At 45.2% G+C, this 15,493-nt stretch carries 14 protein-coding genes; 9 read left to right on the top strand and 5 right to left on the bottom strand.

Annotation, left to right across the window (positions count from 1 at the left end; genetic code table 11):
• The coding region (locus DDR33_RS04480; RefSeq protein WP_238387661.1) for a 1-aminocyclopropane-1-carboxylate deaminase/D-cysteine desulfhydrase at positions 1-713 on the bottom strand (713 nt) is incomplete at its 3' end.
• 57 nt (positions 714-770) lie between these two features.
• Between DDR33_RS04480 and DDR33_RS04475 the strand changes: the two genes are divergently transcribed.
• The 4 genes from DDR33_RS04475 to DDR33_RS04460 all read left to right on the top strand — a co-directional run bounded on the left by DDR33_RS04475 (position 771) and on the right by DDR33_RS04460 (position 7,132).
• A complete protein-coding gene (locus tag DDR33_RS04475) occupies positions 771-1,808 on the top strand; it encodes an RluA family pseudouridine synthase (RefSeq protein ID WP_109414586.1) in 1,038 nt (345 codons plus the stop codon).
• 36 nt (positions 1,809-1,844) lie between these two features.
• Positions 1,845-2,687, top strand: a complete 843-nt coding sequence (locus tag DDR33_RS04470) for an aminotransferase class IV (RefSeq protein WP_109414585.1) — start codon at positions 1,845-1,847, stop codon at positions 2,685-2,687.
• A gap of 410 nt (positions 2,688-3,097) precedes the next feature.
• The gene (locus DDR33_RS04465; RefSeq protein ID WP_109414584.1) at positions 3,098-5,539 is read left to right on the top strand and encodes a DUF5686 and carboxypeptidase regulatory-like domain-containing protein; all 2,442 of its coding nucleotides are present in this window, start codon (positions 3,098-3,100) and stop codon (positions 5,537-5,539) included.
• Between the two features lie 279 nt (positions 5,540-5,818).
• Positions 5,819-7,132, top strand: a complete 1,314-nt coding sequence (locus tag DDR33_RS04460; protein WP_109414583.1) for an ammonium transporter — start codon at positions 5,819-5,821, stop codon at positions 7,130-7,132.
• Between the two features lie 11 nt (positions 7,133-7,143).
• On the opposite strand, the gene DDR33_RS04455 is transcribed toward DDR33_RS04460, so the two are convergent.
• On the bottom strand, positions 7,144-8,037 hold the full coding sequence (locus DDR33_RS04455) for a cation diffusion facilitator family transporter (protein WP_109414582.1): 894 nt from the start codon (positions 8,035-8,037) through the stop codon (positions 7,144-7,146).
• Positions 8,038-8,212: 175 nt separating this feature from the next.
• Between DDR33_RS04455 and DDR33_RS04450 the strand changes: the two genes are divergently transcribed.
• The 4 genes from DDR33_RS04450 (at position 8,213) to DDR33_RS04435 (ending at position 12,624) form a co-directional block, all read left to right on the top strand.
• A complete protein-coding gene (locus DDR33_RS04450) occupies positions 8,213-9,274 on the top strand; it encodes a COX15/CtaA family protein (protein ID WP_109414581.1) in 1,062 nt (353 codons plus the stop codon).
• A gap of 90 nt (positions 9,275-9,364) precedes the next feature.
• Positions 9,365-11,365: a thioredoxin domain-containing protein gene (locus DDR33_RS04445; RefSeq protein ID WP_109414580.1), complete on the top strand. Its 2,001-nt coding sequence runs from the start codon at positions 9,365-9,367 to the stop codon at positions 11,363-11,365.
• A 40-nt stretch (positions 11,366-11,405) separates the two neighbouring features.
• Positions 11,406-11,903 (top strand): FKBP-type peptidyl-prolyl cis-trans isomerase, encoded by a 498-nt coding sequence (locus DDR33_RS04440; RefSeq protein ID WP_109414579.1) that lies wholly within the window; start codon positions 11,406-11,408, stop codon positions 11,901-11,903.
• Between the two features lie 166 nt (positions 11,904-12,069).
• Positions 12,070-12,624, top strand: a complete 555-nt coding sequence (locus DDR33_RS04435; protein ID WP_109414578.1) for a hypothetical protein — start codon at positions 12,070-12,072, stop codon at positions 12,622-12,624.
• On the opposite strand, the gene DDR33_RS04430 is transcribed toward DDR33_RS04435, so the two are convergent.
• From DDR33_RS04430 to DDR33_RS04420, 3 genes are read right to left on the bottom strand one after another with little or no spacing between them, the layout of a single operon-like run.
• The gene (locus DDR33_RS04430; protein WP_109414577.1) at positions 12,616-13,242 is read right to left on the bottom strand and encodes an HAD family hydrolase; all 627 of its coding nucleotides are present in this window, start codon (positions 13,240-13,242) and stop codon (positions 12,616-12,618) included. The two genes, DDR33_RS04435 and DDR33_RS04430, sit on opposite strands and share 9 nt — an antisense overlap.
• A complete protein-coding gene (locus DDR33_RS04425; protein ID WP_109414576.1) occupies positions 13,239-13,847 on the bottom strand; it encodes a hypothetical protein in 609 nt (202 codons plus the stop codon). Before DDR33_RS04425 ends, DDR33_RS04430 begins: the two co-directional genes overlap by 4 nt.
• Before the next feature lie 54 nt (positions 13,848-13,901).
• The gene (locus tag DDR33_RS04420) at positions 13,902-14,588 is read right to left on the bottom strand and encodes a class I SAM-dependent methyltransferase (RefSeq protein WP_202913654.1); all 687 of its coding nucleotides are present in this window, start codon (positions 14,586-14,588) and stop codon (positions 13,902-13,904) included.
• Between the two features lie 124 nt (positions 14,589-14,712).
• On the opposite strand from DDR33_RS04420, the gene DDR33_RS04415 reads away from it, so the two are divergent.
• Positions 14,713-15,489 carry an SDR family NAD(P)-dependent oxidoreductase gene (locus tag DDR33_RS04415; protein ID WP_109414817.1) on the top strand — a complete coding sequence of 259 codons (777 nt, stop codon included), beginning with the start codon at positions 14,713-14,715 and terminating at the stop codon, positions 15,487-15,489.
• Positions 15,490-15,493: the final 4 nt, after the last annotated feature.

Below are 15,493 nucleotides of genomic sequence, written 5' to 3'. Positions count from 1 at the left end.
ATAAACTGCAATAACGGGGGAGTAGCCTTAGCATACCCGCCGAAATGATAATCCTCATGGAAAATGAATTCCCGTTGTTCTTTCAGCATCCTGCTGATCTCTACTTTCAGAAAACCTGCGCCTTTAAGCACAGGTACTACATGCAGCGAAGCAGGAGAGCCGTGCTGATGTAATCCCCTCAGGATCCCCGCAACCGTGGCCCCGGTACCTGCCGCGCAAAAGATATGCTGATAATCCCCCCGCAGCTCATCAACCAGTTCGGCGCAGCCCCGGACTGCTTCTTCACCTGCTCCTCCTTCATCCACAAAATAAGCAGCAGGATCATTTGCAAAGGTCGTTTCAAACAGCGTTCTTTTGTCGCGGTATGTTTCCCGGTCAGTAAATATGAGCCGCATGCCGAACATCCTGCACAGGAATATCGTATCGCTTTCAACATCTTCACCTCTCACGAAGGCTGTAGCTTTAAGCCCGAACATCGCCGATGCGCAGGCTGTTGCCAGGAGGTGATTCGACCATACTCCTCCGAAAGTAACGAGGTGGTTTTTGTTTTCGCTTTTTGCCCTTATGAGGTTATATTTAAGTTTCCGCCACTTATTTCCTGAAATAAACGGGTGGATCATGTCGTCTCTTTTTATGAATACCCTGACCTGCTTGCTTTTAAAAAGCTCATGATGAAGTTCTTCTTCGGGGCTGTAAATAGGGAATGAAGGCATATGCTGTGATGAAAACGGTGCGATTTAAAACACGCCTAAAAATACTACTTTTGCCGGATGGTGGAAGAAGAAGAATTTCGCGAGGCAGAAGAGCAGGATTTATATGAACATCTGCGGGTGGTGGTCGACAAAGGGCAATCATTGATCAGGATCGATAAGTTCCTGATGCACCGTATGGAAAATGCCTCACGGAACCGGATTCAGGGCGCAATAGAGGCGGGGACGGTGCTGGTAAATGAGAAGACAATAAAGTCGAGCTACAAAGTGAAGCCCGGGGATGTCATCTCGGTAGTATTGCCCCATCCGCCACGCGACACAGAGGTTTATCCTGAGGATATTCCTCTTAATATTGTATACGAGGATTCAGACCTGCTGATCGTAAATAAGCCGGCGGGGATGGTGGTACATCCCGGGTATAATAACTATACAGGTACCCTGGTCAACGGCCTTGTGTTTCATTTTCAGCAGCTGCCTCAGCTGCCGGGTAACGATGGCCGTCCGGGCCTCGTTCACCGGATCGATAAAGATACCTCGGGCTTGCTGGTGATCAGTAAAAATGAGAGGTCAATGGCCTGGCTTGCAAAGCAATTCTTTGATCACACCATCACCAGGAAATATATTGCGCTTGTCTGGGGTAATCTGGAAGAAGATGGCACCGTAACTGGTTATATTGGCAGAAGTGTCAGGGACAGGCGGGTAATGGATATATATGACGATGAATCAAAAGGGAAATGGTCTGTCACTCATTACAAAGTACTGGAGCGGTTCAACTATGTCACGCTGATAGAATGCCAGCTGGAGACGGGGCGGACACATCAGATCCGGGCCCATATGAAACATATCGGACATCCCCTTTTCAATGATGCCACATACGGAGGAGACCGGATTGTGTCGGGTACTGTTTTCAGCAAATACCGGCAGTTTGTTGTCAATTGTTTTGAACTGATGCCAAGACAGGCTTTGCACGCGCTTTCTCTCGGCTTTCTGCATCCATCAACCCGGAAAAATATACACTTCGAGTCGGAGCTGCCTGATGATTTTCAGCAGGTACTTGTCAAATGGCGGAATTATACTGAAGCCGGTCAATCACAATAATGATTTTGGGGTTATACTAAAGTGAGATCGTAATTTATGAATTTTATTAACTACAACGGAGAGATATATCCTGCTAATCAGCCTGTGCTTACAGTAGCTAACCGCGGTTTTAAATATGGCGACGGCCTTTTCGAATCAATGAGAATGATAAAGGGGGAGCTCCGGTTTGCCGGCCTTCATGCTGCCAGGTTACAGGAAGGGATGAAGGCGCTCGGCCTTGAGGGGTACGAAAGCATGAGCACTGAACTGCTGCGTGAGAAAGTTGTAGAACTTGCCATCAGGAATACAATCGAAAATGCACGTGTCAGGCTGACCGTCTTCAGGGATGCGGATGGCTTGTATAGCCCGTCCGGAAACCGCTTTGGATATTGTATTGAGATGACCCCGGTTGCTGAAACTCATTATACCGGCAACGCAAAAGGGCTCATTGTGGATGTGTACGAAGAGCTTACCAAGCCTGTTGGCTTTCTTTCTAACTATAAAACCTGCAATTCACTCCTCTATGTAATGGCCGGCATTTACAGGAAACGGCATTCCCTGGATGATCTTTTTATCCTCAACCAAAACGGGTTCCTCTGCGAAACCATGAGTTCTAATGTGTTTATTCTTTTTGATAAACAATTGTATACCCCTGCACTGACAGAAGGATGTATTGCGGGCATCATGAGGACGGCAGTTACGAAAATTGCTGAAGCTGGTAATATCCCGGTTATTGAGGCTCAGATAAACCCCGATATTTTAAATGTAGCCGATGAAGTGTTTCTAACTAATGCCACCCGTGGAATACAATGGGTGATGGGTTTTAACAGCAAACGGTATTTCAATAAGTTGTCGCGGCAATTGCTCGACAAACTGAATGAAGGAGAACCTGTGCTCTAAAAACTTTCGTCGTTAGCATCAATAACAACAGCATTGCTTAATTCGTACTGGATATAAGAGATAACTGAAGCGAATAATAATATAAGTCCCATAACCTTAATTTTTTAATGTTGTGTGTTTATACGCAAATGTGAATTAAAGGTTACACACATAAAATGACTGGGACTGTAGAATAAAGTGATTTAAAGCATAATGGCTTCATAATCACTTTGTTTTTTTATGAAAAAGAAGGCGGGGAAAGGCGAAAAACAGATTAGCTGTTCCGTTCGTTATTGCAATAAGGACAATTATATTCGTCTTTGTAATAAAATTTGCTAAATAATTTTATACTGGTTTGCAAAATATAAAATACCTGAACATGCAAGTATGAAGAAGATCACTATTACCTTTATAAAGAAATTTGGTGCAGGATGCTTAGATTGCTTTTGATTATTTTTTTTATTTCTTTTTCATCTTCATATGCACAGGAATCATATGAAGTTTCGGGTAAAATTATGAACAGCGGGGCTGGGGCGGTTCCGTTTGTGTCGGTATATGTCAAGGATACGAATATCAGTACGATGGCAAACGAGACCGGCAACTACCGGCTGGTGCTGCGGCCTGGAAAATATACCCTGATCTTCAGATATGTCGGCTTTAAAAGGGTGGAAAAAGAAATGGAACTGCAGGCTGATTTAGTCCTGGACGTCAGACTTGAAGAAGATGTTTTCCAGTTAAGGGAAGTAAACATAACGGCCTCAAAAAATGATCCTGCCAACAGGATCGTCAAGAACGTAATTGGAAGAAGGAAATATCTGCGTGCTGTCCCTTCTTATGAATGTGATGTGTATACCAAGGGTGTTCAAAAACTATTGGATGCTCCAAAACGGATCCTTGGTGCCCGGGTAGCCAAAACCCTGAATCTCGATTCTAACCGGCAGGGCATTCTTTATTTATCTGAGACGAAATCGAAACTGTTTTTCCGCTATCCCGATAAGAAAGAGGTAATGGAAGCGTCGAAAGTTGCCGGAGATAACCAGGGTTTCAGCTTCAACAGGGCGCTTGACCTTCAGGTGAACTTTTACAACAATACCCTTCATTGGGATGCACTCGGAAACCAGAGCTTTGTGTCGCCTGTTGCCGATAATGCCTTCAGTTATTACCGTTTTAAACTGCTGGGGGCGTTCGAAGAAAACGGGAAAAGGATACAGAAGATCATGGTAATCCCTAAAAGCAGGTTTTCTCCCACCTTTTCCGGGCTTATTTATGTACTGGAAGACGACTGGCGCCTCTATGGCGTCGATCTGACTCTAACAGAGAATGCCAGGATCAATTTTGTGGATACCCTACATATAAGCCAGCATTTTATTGATCTGGGTAATACACACTGGCTTCCTTCCGACATTACAATTAAGTTTCGGGGAAAGGTGCTCGGATTTGATTTTGCAGGGTATTACACTGCTTTGTACAGTAACTATAAAGCAGATCCGCCCTTTCCTAAAGGTTTCTTCAATGATGAGATCCTTCACATCGGCGCTGATGTCAATAAATTTGACGATGACTGGTGGGCCAGGAATCGCCCTGTTCCCCTGACGCAGGAGGAAGAGAATAATTATGCAACTCAGGAGACTGTCAACGATAACCAGGATGACAAGGCCTACGCCAGGGGCCTGGAAAAGGAATCGAACAAATTTAAACCGCTTCGGTATGTTCTCGCGGGACAAAGGTTTGATAATGTGGCCGATAATAGTTTCTGGTACATTTATCCCCTGCACAAAACGGTATTCTATAATACAGTGGAGGGTTGGGGTTTCCGGCTACGGGGGAGGTATTTCAAGCGCTTCAGTCCGAAAAGGTCCCTGGAAGCCGAACCTAATATCCGGTACGGTTTTGCAAGTAAAGTATTAAATGCAAACGCAGAGTTTACTTATAGGATAGACTCCTTAAGGCATACTAGTTTTACTGTCAGGGGCGGAAGCGACTTTCTGGATCTCAATAACCGCGGAACTCTCAATCTTTTTTATAATACACTTACAACCCTTTTCGAGGGTAAAAACTATCTGAAGCTTTATCGTTCTAAATTCTTCTCATTCAGTGCCCAGAGAGAGCTTATGGATGGACTGATGATCACCGGCGGTGCCGAAATAGCCAAACGCTTTCCACTTCAGAACGCTTCTTCCAAACCGATATTCGAGAGCACTTCTAAAAATATCACTTCAAATAACCCCCAGAGCCCCGGACTGGAGGCGGAAGTTTTTCCGGTTAATAACGCCCTGAGCATCGAAACGAAGATTTCATATACATTCGGGCAGGAATATACCCGGAGGCCTGATACGAAGATTTACGAGCCGGCAAGGTATCCTACAATCATATTTAACTACCGCAAAGGAATTCCTCATGTCTTCAAATCCGCAGTGGATTATGACTTTATATCAGCGGATCTTTACCAGGATAAGATAAGGGCCGGGTTATGGGGATACAGCTCCTTTTATATTTCAGCAGGTAAGTTTCTTCAAACCAAATCTTTGTACTTCCCCGACTGGCGCCACTTTACGGGAAATCAGACAGCGATATATAACCCCCTGTTCCCTAACTTTCACTTTCTTGATTATTATGCATTCGCTACGGATGACAGGTTCCTGGAGGCACACTATGAACATAATTTTTCCGGCCGGTTTATCAGAAAGGTTCCGCTTTTCAGGAAACTCAAACTCGAGGAAATTGTGGGAGGGGCATATCTGGGCCAACCGAGAAATACCTACCGGGAGGCTTATTTCGGCTTTCAACGCCTTATGTTCAGAATAGACTTCGGGCTTTCCTGGACAAAGGGGCAGCCCGTAAACCGTGCATTCCGCTTGTTTTATGGGTTTTGATTTGTTTTTTTTAGTTTCTTCTCTGTAAAGTTCGTTTTTTTCTTCTTGTTAATAGTGAGCTGAGTTGTCTTGTTGTGTTTTTTTTGAAAACTCTCTTCTTAAATACGGTGATTTTCTTATTTGTTCCGGATTTTATTGGTTATTAAAGGTGTTTTTGTTTTAATAAAAGATAAAAATGTGAATAATGTAAATTAATTATCATTTTATTATTGTTTTTGTAAAATAAATGTTTTAATTTCCCTAAATAATTATCAATTAAAACAGTTATAGGACAAAAACATGAAAAAAGTATTACCATTTCTTTTGCTAATTGTTGCGGTGGTGCTCGGACTGGCCTTCCCCTCAGTAGAACCCTCCGCTGTGACCGAAAGTAAACTGGATACAGGCGACACTGCCTGGCTTCTGGTGTCTACGGCACTCGTATTATTAATGACACCAGGTCTTGCTTTCTTTTATGGGGGGATGGTTCGTAAGAAAAACGTGATCTCAACGATGCTCCAGAGCTTTATTTGTATGGGGCTCATCACGGTCTTATGGGTAGTGTTCGGGTTTAGCCTGGCTTTTGGAGAAGATGTGGGCGGTATGGGAATCATCGGAAATCCTTCAACCTTTTTTATGATGAAAGGTATGGTGGGGAATGCCTCCTGGTCGCTTATGCCGACTGTTCCTCTTGTTCTGTTTGCGATGTTCCAGTTGAAATTTGCGGTAATTACGCCCGCCCTGATCACCGGAGCATTTGCAGAAAGGATCAGGTTTAACTCTTATTTACTTTTTCTGTGTCTGTTTATGATTTTTATTTATGTACCTCTTGCTCACGCTACCTGGCATCCTGACGGCATTTTCTTTAAAAAAGGAGTGCTTGATTTTGCAGGTGGTACAGTGGTCCATATGTCTGCCGGATGGGCTGCTCTGGCCTCCGCTATTTTCCTGAAGAGCCGTACAGCTCCTGAACATACTCCTGCCCGGATCAGTTACGTGATCCTCGGTACCGGCCTTCTGTGGTTCGGATGGTTTGGTTTTAACGCAGGTTCTGCTGGTGGTGCCGGCCCCCTTGCTGCAACAGCCCTGGCGACCACTACTACTGCGTCTGCTGCCGCTGCAATGGCCTGGGTGTTCTTTGATATGTTCAGAGGCAAGAAACCCTCAGCGGTTGGAGCTTGTATCGGCGCGGTAGTCGGATTAGTCGCCATAACACCTGCCGCTGGTTTCGTAACGGTACCTCATTCGCTTGTTATCGGCACTGTAGCTGCGGTAGTGAGCAACCTTGTTGTGATATGGAGAACACGTACAAACCTCGACGACACCCTCGACGTTTTCCCATGTCACGGAGTAGGAGGTATGGTGGGTATGCTGCTGACAGGGGTATTCGCCAGTCAGACTGTAAACGCTGGAAATACCACCGGGAACGGTCTTTACTACGGAGAATCAGGATTGTTTATAATCCACCTGGTCACGCTAGTTGCGGTATCAGTATTCGCCTTTGTCGGATCTTATATTTTATTGCTTGTAACCAATATGATCTCTCCTTTGAGAGTAAGTCCCGAAGATGAAGCCCTCGGTCTTGATGCATCACAGCATGATGAAGAACTGTAAGGGGCAGCATCTCAGACGGGTTCTACAAATATTTGTTTTATAGAGGGATATTCGGAGTGAATTTTGTCCTTTATGCGCGTAACAGCAGCGGTGATTTCCTTCCCGCTGCTGTTTTCATTAAAGCTAACGTCGAGCAGCAGAATGATCTCTTCGGGTGCCAGGTACATCGAAAGAGATCTCGAAACTTTTGTAATGACGGCATCTGCTTCAGCAAGCTCTTTTACTGCATTGAGTATCCCTGCATCTGCACTTTCTCCCATCAGGAGACTTCTGCTTTCGGTTGCGAGCAATACGGATATTCCGGTTAAGATCAGGCCTATCACAATCGATGCTATCCCATCGAAATACGGGTTGTTCAATTGATGGCCCAGAAATACACCCAGGAAGGCTACAAATAAGCCCAGAACGTCGGCTGCATCTTCAAATAGGACCACGAATGTAGACGGATCTTTACTTTTCCGTACGGCTTTCCAGAACGGGGTGGTGCCCCTCTGCCGGTTAAATTCCCGCAGTGCTGTAATAAATGAAATGCCGTCGAACACGATGGCAAATCCCAGTACGGCGTAATTCCAGACAGGATTTTTGATGATTTCCGGATGCCGGATATGAGTGATCCCTTCATAAAAAGAAATCCCGCCTCCGATTCCGAAGATCATTATGGAGACTATAAATGACCAGAAGTAAAGCTCTTTTCCATATCCGAAAGGTCTTTTTTCATCTGCCGGCCGCTTACTCTGCCTTATTCCCCAAAGCAGGAGCACTTCATTGCTCGTATCAACAAGAGAATGGATCCCCTCCGAAATCATTGCCGAACTCCCGGTGAATGCAGCCGCTATAAATTTGGTGATCGCAATGAGGAGGTTGGCCGCAAGTGCACTATATATCGGTAATTTAGAAGCTGGCATTTTTAATTCTATATTTGCTGCGTTTCCTGAGCATAAGATTCATTTCAATATTGGGCTTAACAACAGAAAATAATCAAAGTTTAGGCGGCCGCACCGCAGGATCAAATTTTGTCACTGTTTTGATACCTTCTGCCGCTGGCTGCTTATTACGTAATTATATAATTTTACTCTTTTTATGGACTCTATTTCTTTGAAGCAGAACAGGCCTGTTGCCATTTGGCTGCTGATCGGTGCGGTGATGATCATTGTACAGGTACTCTTGGGGGGGATTACCCGTCTGACGGGCTCCGGATTGTCTATTACAGAATGGCAACCCATACTGGGCGCCCTTCCTCCCATGAACGAGAAGGCCTGGCTTGAAGCTTTCGAAAAATATCAGCAAATAGCGCAGTATAAATATATCAACAGCCACTTTACGCTTGAGGATTTCAAGAGCATCTATTTTTGGGAATGGTTTCACCGCGACTGGGGCCGGCTGATGGGATTGGTGTTTATTTTCCCTTTTATTTATTTCCTGGTGAAGAAAAAGATCAACCGCAGTATGATTCATCCCATGATCATCCTTTTCCTGCTAGGTGGATTACAGGGCATTATAGGATGGGTAATGGTTAAAAGCGGGATTGGTACCGACCTCGTGTATGTGAGCCATATCCGCCTGGCTATTCACTTTATGGCCGCCTTGGTGCTGCTTTGTTATGTAGTCTGGTTTGCTATGAAGATCACAGTTCCCCCGCAGGTTCTGAGCAGTAATGCATCTGTTCGCAGCCTAAATGTCTGGCTGCTCGTTCTCATTACCATTCAATTAATTTATGGAGCATTTATGGCGGGTACGCACGCGGCACTTGCGGCACCCACCTGGCCAACCATAAACGGGATGTGGTGGCCGGGACAGTATATGTTCAACCAGGGGAGTTTTATTTCCGATATCACCCACAATCTTATCAGTATCCAGTTCATTCACCGCAATCTGGCTTATCTTATCACCATAATGCTTGCCTGGTGGACCTGGAAGGCCTCAAAGTTGCCGGCCGGTGAACCTCTTCATAATATGCGCTATATCCCCCTGGTATTGGTGGTGGTACAGGTGGTGCTGGGAGTCATTGCCCTGCTGCATAGTCCTCTTGAAACAAAGCTGCTGTATAGTATCCTGCACCAGTTTGTGGGTATCCTGCTGCTGATTGCGCTGACGGTTACTTACTATTACAGCCGGGGCAGAAGAGGGCAGCGAAGCAGATAAAACACTTGCACTGCTTATGCCATTTATGTAATCTTATAAAACTTTTGGCGGGACAGCTGCTTTACTTTTATAATAAACGAATTTAATTTTATGGCTAACCGCTTAAGGATGGAAACATCCCCGTATTTATTACAGCATGCTGAAAACCCGGTAGACTGGTATCCATGGGGAGACGAAGCGCTTCAGAAAGCCCGGCTGGAAAATAAGCTGATCCTGGTCAGTATAGGCTATTCTGCCTGTCACTGGTGCCATGTTATGGAGCATGAGAGTTTCGAGGATGAAGAGGTCGCAGCCATCATGAATGAGCATTTTGTCTGTATCAAGGTGGACCGCGAGGAACGGCCGGATATTGATCAGATCTACATCCTGGCTGTTCAGTTAATGACCGGGCAGGGCGGCTGGCCGCTCAATTGTATCTGTCTTCCCGATCAGCGCCCGGTTTACGGGGGAACATATTTTAGAAAAAATGACTGGAAAAACCTGCTTCTGCAGCTAGCAGACTTTTGGGAAAACAAGCCTGAAGAAGCCATCGGATATGCAGAGAGGCTTACCCAGGGTATCCGTCAGACAGAGAAACTGAACCTTTCGGAAGAGGAACTGGAGTATTCTGTAAAGGATCTGGAAGATATTGTCAGGCCCTGGGCGAAAATATTTGACCTGGAAGAAGGAGGTTATCGCAGGGCTCCAAAATTTCCGCTGCCCAATAACTGGGCGTTTATGCTTCGGTATAGTCATTTTTCGGGAGATGAAACGGCAAAACAAGCTAGCATACAGACCCTTAGGAAAATGGCATACGGAGGGATTTATGATCATATTGGCGGAGGATTCGCCCGGTATTCTGTGGATGGCTACTGGCATGTTCCTCACTTCGAGAAGATGCTGTATGATAATGCCCAGCTTGTAAGCCTGTATTCGGAAGCATGGCAGGATCAGAAGGATGAGACCTGGCGGCGGGTCGTGTATGAGACGATTGGCTGGGTGCAGCGGGAAATGATGTCGGGCGAAGGTGGTTTTTACTCTGCTCTTGATGCTGACAGCGAGGGGGTAGAGGGGAAGTTTTATACGTTCACCAAAAAAGAGCTGAGCAGTTTTCTTTCTGAAGAAGAGTTGACAGCGTTTTGTGCCTGGTTTCAGATCACCGACAGCGGCAACTGGCCGGAAGAACATACGAATGTTCTGATCCGCACAAGCGAAGCGCATTATAATATCGCAGCGGATGAGATTGACGCTATAAGGCAGAAAGTTTTTACGTACCGTGAAGGGAGGGTCCGACCGGGACTGGACAATAAGATCCTGGCATCGTGGAACGGAATGATGCTGAAAGGCCTCACTGATGCCTATCGTGCATTTAATGAACCTGGTTTCCTGGAGCTTGCTTTGAAAAATGCCGGCTTTATTCAGTCTCATCTTTTAAGCAGCAGCGGGGAACTGAAGAGAGTCTTCAAACCCCTGAATTCGCAGGGCGGATTGAGTGAAAGCGCATTCCTTGATGACTATGCTTTTGTATGTGAAGCTTTCATAGGCTTATATGAAGTGACATTTGATGAAAAATGGCTGCATGAAGCACGGAAGATCACGGATTATGTTTTACAGCATTTTTATGATGCTGGCACGGGGATGCTTTACTTCACCTCCGACAACAGTAAAGAGCTTATAGCAAGAAAGCATGAGATCAGTGATAATGTTATTCCTGCGTCTAATTCCGTTATGGCGTTGAACCTGTTCAGACTGGGGCATTATTTCCAGGAAGAGGGCTACCTGGAACAATCACGCGTGATGCTGAGAAATGTTTTTAGCGAGATAAAAAATTATGGTTCAGGTTATTCCAATTGGGCGATCCTGCTGATGTATGAGATCTACGGCATCTTTGAAATTGCCATTACAGGGCCTGAAGCTGAACAGAAAAGACAGGAACTGGAAAAATATTTCATTCCTGGTAAAATTATCTTGGGAGGTAAGCAAGGAAGTTTACCTTTGTTGCAGGATAAATGGACAGATGAGACCAAAATTTATGTTTGTAAAAACAGAACTTGTCGCCTGCCCGTTAGAGAAGTAGCTGATGCACTTAAACAAATAATAGATAATCAATGAAATAGGAATTGAATCCCTTATTTCATTTTAAAGAACAATTATGAAAATTCAACCTCAAAGCGTGGTGGCGCTTACATATGATTTGTACACCACTGACAATGGACAGGAAGTATTTGTGGAAAAAGCAACTGAAGAGCAACCATTGGTGTTTCTTTACGGTGTAGGCATGATGCTCCCCAAATTTGAAGAAAACCTGAGCGGTCTTTCTGCGGGAGACAGCTATGATTTTCATCTGCACGCAGCTGATGCATACGGCGAAAAAGACGAAAACGCTTTTGCTGAACTATCTGTTGAAATGTTTAAGGGAATGGATCTTCCGGAAGTTGGATCTGTTCTTCCATTACAGGATAATCATGGCAACCAGTTTCGTGCACGTGTGACAAATATCTCTGACAGTGCAGTGAACGTAGACTTAAACCATCCGATGGCTGGTCAGGATCTGCATTTCAAAGGAAACATCCTGAACGTGCGCGAGGCAACTGCTGAAGAACTTGCTCATGGTCATGCGCATGGCGCGGATGGTCACTCTGGTCATTAAAAACAAATGCTGCCGGTATGGTAAATGCTGCCGGCATAGAAAATGCTCTTAGCATAACAAAAAAAGCGATTCCTCTGGTTTCGCTTTTTTTGTTACAGGCAATTTGTTCATTTCCAGTGAAATATTTAGCTTTATACCGGACAAACAAACCATTAATACCCCTTTTATGAGTGCCGTTTTCAGATTTGTTTTCATTGCTGCTCTTCTTGCCAATGGTGTGAATGTGATGGCTCAGGGCAGCGACTCGTCAGAAGTTGTTCGAAAAAGTTTCAAGCCTGTAATGAAAGATATTCCGGGTGATGAAAAATTTGTATTTAAGCCGAATGAGGTTCCCAGCCGCATGCCTGTTCTAAAAAGCGATGATTTCTGCGTTCCGATTCCGAATCTGTATGCTGAAAAAGGCAGTCAGGTATCCGGGCAGGGAGGGGTAAAACCCATCACTGAGAAGCTGCAGCTGAGGGGAGGACGAACAACAGTTCCGGATCTGCAGTATTCCGTTCGCCTGCTTGGTAAAGAATACCCCCTTTATTCGATCGATTCCATTGATATAAATGCGATCAGCAATATTGAAAACTTCAGTATCAATGATGCTCCCAAACGTTATGCGTCTTTGAAGAAGACCGGCAATGTTCTTCGTTTCAGCTTCAAGCCCGAAACGGAAGCAAAAGTAAAAGAACAACTGTCCCGTAATAATTTAATAGGAAAGCCGCTTTCAGAATAGCAGTTCTTTTACCTGAGTGAGACTGGTCCCCCTAAAAGTCGCAGCCGTTTCATCGTACCTGCCTTCCGGGTCGAATAAAAAACAGTCTATTCCGAGGGATACCGCTGCCTGAATTTCAGAGTCAGGATCATCACCGATCACCAGCAGGTCTTCTTTTTTCAGTCCAAAGTCTTTCACGATAAATTGGAAGATATCTTTTTTCGTCTGCTCCGTAGTTTCGGGGTCGACGATATAGATCTTCCTGAAATCACCGGCAATACCCAGCTGTCTGATTTTACTGTTCTGTAGCTTAGTAAAACCGGTAGTAACCAGGAATTTGATGATGTCCAGCTCCCTTACGGACTGGTAGTCTTCAAAAGGTTGCATAGGGCCTTCATAGCTTGCGTTCCGGAGCAGCGCGAGTCCCTTTTCCGTGAGTTCTTCACTGAAATGGCACATCTCCGCTACCTTTTGGAACGGCTTCCTCAGTATTTCTTTTTTTGCTGTTTCGTAATCAGCATCGCTGAGGCTCTGCCGGTGCTCACTCATTAGTTCGAGGACCGGGGCAAACAGCTTATCCCCAATCGAGGTAACCGGATATATCGTATTGTCGAGATCGAGTATCAGGGCAGTTTTCAAAGCAGGATTTTTTTAGTTATTTCTTTGTCTATCGTGATGTATCCCGGATACTTGATCAATTTATTTCCCACACCAATGGTTGGTTTAATCTTAATTGTCAGGATACTTTTCTGATTGCTTTTTTCATCTGTGATGACGCTGAAGAAATCTGTCAGGTCTTTTTGTGCTTTGCTGTCAGACAGCAAAGGATAAATATTGGAGCTTAAGCGGACCGGGACATTTGTAACACCTCCCTTTGGTTTTACTTCTATCGGCTGGTCTATGATTCCCGAAGAAAGTTCATGATCTTTTATCAGGATCTTGTACTCAAACTGGTTGATAGCAGCCAGGGCTTCCGATGGATTTCGGATCTGCAGGTTAATTTTTCCTTCAAACGGGATGTCCTTCCTGAGAAAGGCCAGCGCCAGGCGCGGAGCTCTTGTTATATCCATAGAGCCCGATTTTATAAGCTGAAGGACGTTTACTCCAGCGATGCTCACACTATCCGCAGAAGTAATTTCGTACTTGCATTTTTCAAATGCTTTTGCTCTTTCTACTTGTTTGTTAATCCCGCAGCCTGCTACCGTCAGCAGGATGGAGGATAGAAATAATAGAGTCCTCTTCATAGTTTCATTAACGTAAATTCAGTCTTACGCGGTATATTTTTTTTAAAATCAATCTTACTTAAGTTCCAGCATCGCCAGATACTGGTCCTGCCCGTCCTCGTGCAGAAGACGAAAGAAGTATCCCTCTTCTTCTGCGATCTCCGCAAATGTACGCCAGTCGACATACAGCCACTTAAATACCGGGCCCTTTATGTTCTTAAATTCATACTGATACTGTACTTCTCCGAAATACTTATCTTCCGGCATCGGGGAATCCTCGTAGAGATAGGAAATATCTGAAGAATCGCACAGAAGCCGGCCTCCGGGAGCGAGAAGCTTTTTGATGTGTTTTAAAAAGTGACGAAGTCCGGCACTTGTTCCCGACAGGCCGATGCCGTTCATGAGCATCAGGAGAGTATCGAAGCTACCTTCCCTGAAATCGAAGATATCTTTCTGAAGGATATTCCTGACCCCTCTCTCTTTCATTACGTCACATGCGCCGGGCGAAAGTTCGAGAGCTGTGACCCTGGCGTTCCTTTCCTGGAGCAGCAAAGCATGGCTGCCGGCTCCCGCACCAATGTCCAGTATCTTCCCCTTGCAGTAATCCAGAGCCAGTAATTCGAGTTCGGGCATTTCCTCCTCTGTTCTGAAAAAAACGTCGACCGGCATTTCTTCTGTTTCGCCGTATGAGTTATGAAGCCAGAGTATCTCGCCCGGCCTCCCGTAATAAAAATCTGATAGTGCCTGTCCGAATACGTCCACCGCACAAATCTACATTTTAAATCTAAAAAAGGATTCAACATAAGTTCCAGCTCGTTGTTACCTGTTGGGATAACTGAACTGCATGTTTATAACAGTGCCGGGATCCCTGAAACATACCATTCCTATGAAAAAGTTAGAGCATAAAATTGCATTAATTACCGGTGCTGATTCAGGCATCGGTCAGGCGACAGCTATTGAGTTCGCCAGAGAAGGTGCTGACATTGTGATATGCTACCACAGTGATAAAGAAGGTGCAGAAGAAACCCTTCATAAAGTGAGAGAATATGGCCGTGATGGCCTGTCCGTTCAGCTGGATATCAGTGAAGAGCAGCAAGTGGAAAAGGCCTTCGGCGAAGCACTTTCAGCGTTTGGGCGGATAGATATCCTGGTGAATAATGCCGGTGTGAACGGCTCGGGCATAAAAGTAGCCGACATGGATACGGATGTATTTGATAAAACCATCAGGACCAATTTGTATGGTACCTTTTTCTGTTCGCGCCGCTTCGTCAGGCATCGGCTTGAACAGGGAGGGAAAGGAAAGATCATTAACGTGAGTTCTGTTCACGAAGAAATTGTTCAGCCAGGCAATGCTGATTACAATGCCTCCAAAGCGGGTATCCGGAACCTGATGCGGACAATGTCCCTCGAACTGGCTGAATCCGGCATAAATGTCAATAACATCGCTCCGGGAATGATCCTGACGCCCATGAACCAGGAGGCGATGGATGATAAAGAACTCCGCGATAAGCAGACTCAGAACATTCCGGCCAAAAGAGCTGCTCAACCGGAAGAAGTGGCCAAATTAGCCTTGTTCCTGGCCTCGTCTGACAGTGATTATGTTACAGGTTCGAGCTATTTTATGGATGGAGGGCTTTCCTTGAATATCGGGCAGGGGGCGTGAGAGG

The organism is Pararcticibacter amylolyticus (assembly GCF_003130405.1).
Lineage (GTDB): Bacteria > Bacteroidota > Bacteroidia > Sphingobacteriales > Sphingobacteriaceae > Arcticibacter > Arcticibacter amylolyticus.
Note: the sequence above shows the minus strand (reverse complement) of the source record. Positions and strands in the feature narration are given on the sequence as shown.

Excerpts from the sequence above, each read along its gene's own strand:
- DDR33_RS04475 (WP_109414586.1), top strand. The coding sequence starts at position 771 with ATGGTGGAAGAAGAAGAATTTCGCGAGGCAGAAGAGCAGGATTTATAT.
- DDR33_RS04470 (WP_109414585.1), top strand. The coding sequence starts at position 1,845 with ATGAATTTTATTAACTACAACGGAGAGATATATCCTGCTAATCAGCCT.
- DDR33_RS04465 (WP_109414584.1), top strand. The coding sequence starts at position 3,098 with ATGCTTAGATTGCTTTTGATTATTTTTTTTATTTCTTTTTCATCTTCA.
- DDR33_RS04460 (WP_109414583.1), top strand. The coding sequence starts at position 5,819 with ATGAAAAAAGTATTACCATTTCTTTTGCTAATTGTTGCGGTGGTGCTC.
- DDR33_RS04455 (WP_109414582.1), bottom strand. The coding sequence starts at position 8,037 with ATGCCAGCTTCTAAATTACCGATATATAGTGCACTTGCGGCCAACCTC.
- DDR33_RS04450 (WP_109414581.1), top strand. The coding sequence starts at position 8,213 with ATGGACTCTATTTCTTTGAAGCAGAACAGGCCTGTTGCCATTTGGCTG.
- DDR33_RS04445 (WP_109414580.1), top strand. The coding sequence starts at position 9,365 with ATGGCTAACCGCTTAAGGATGGAAACATCCCCGTATTTATTACAGCAT.
- DDR33_RS04440 (WP_109414579.1), top strand. The coding sequence starts at position 11,406 with ATGAAAATTCAACCTCAAAGCGTGGTGGCGCTTACATATGATTTGTAC.
- DDR33_RS04435 (WP_109414578.1), top strand. The coding sequence starts at position 12,070 with ATGAGTGCCGTTTTCAGATTTGTTTTCATTGCTGCTCTTCTTGCCAAT.
- DDR33_RS04425 (WP_109414576.1), bottom strand. The coding sequence starts at position 13,847 with ATGAAGAGGACTCTATTATTTCTATCCTCCATCCTGCTGACGGTAGCA.
- DDR33_RS04415 (WP_109414817.1), top strand. The coding sequence starts at position 14,713 with ATGAAAAAGTTAGAGCATAAAATTGCATTAATTACCGGTGCTGATTCA.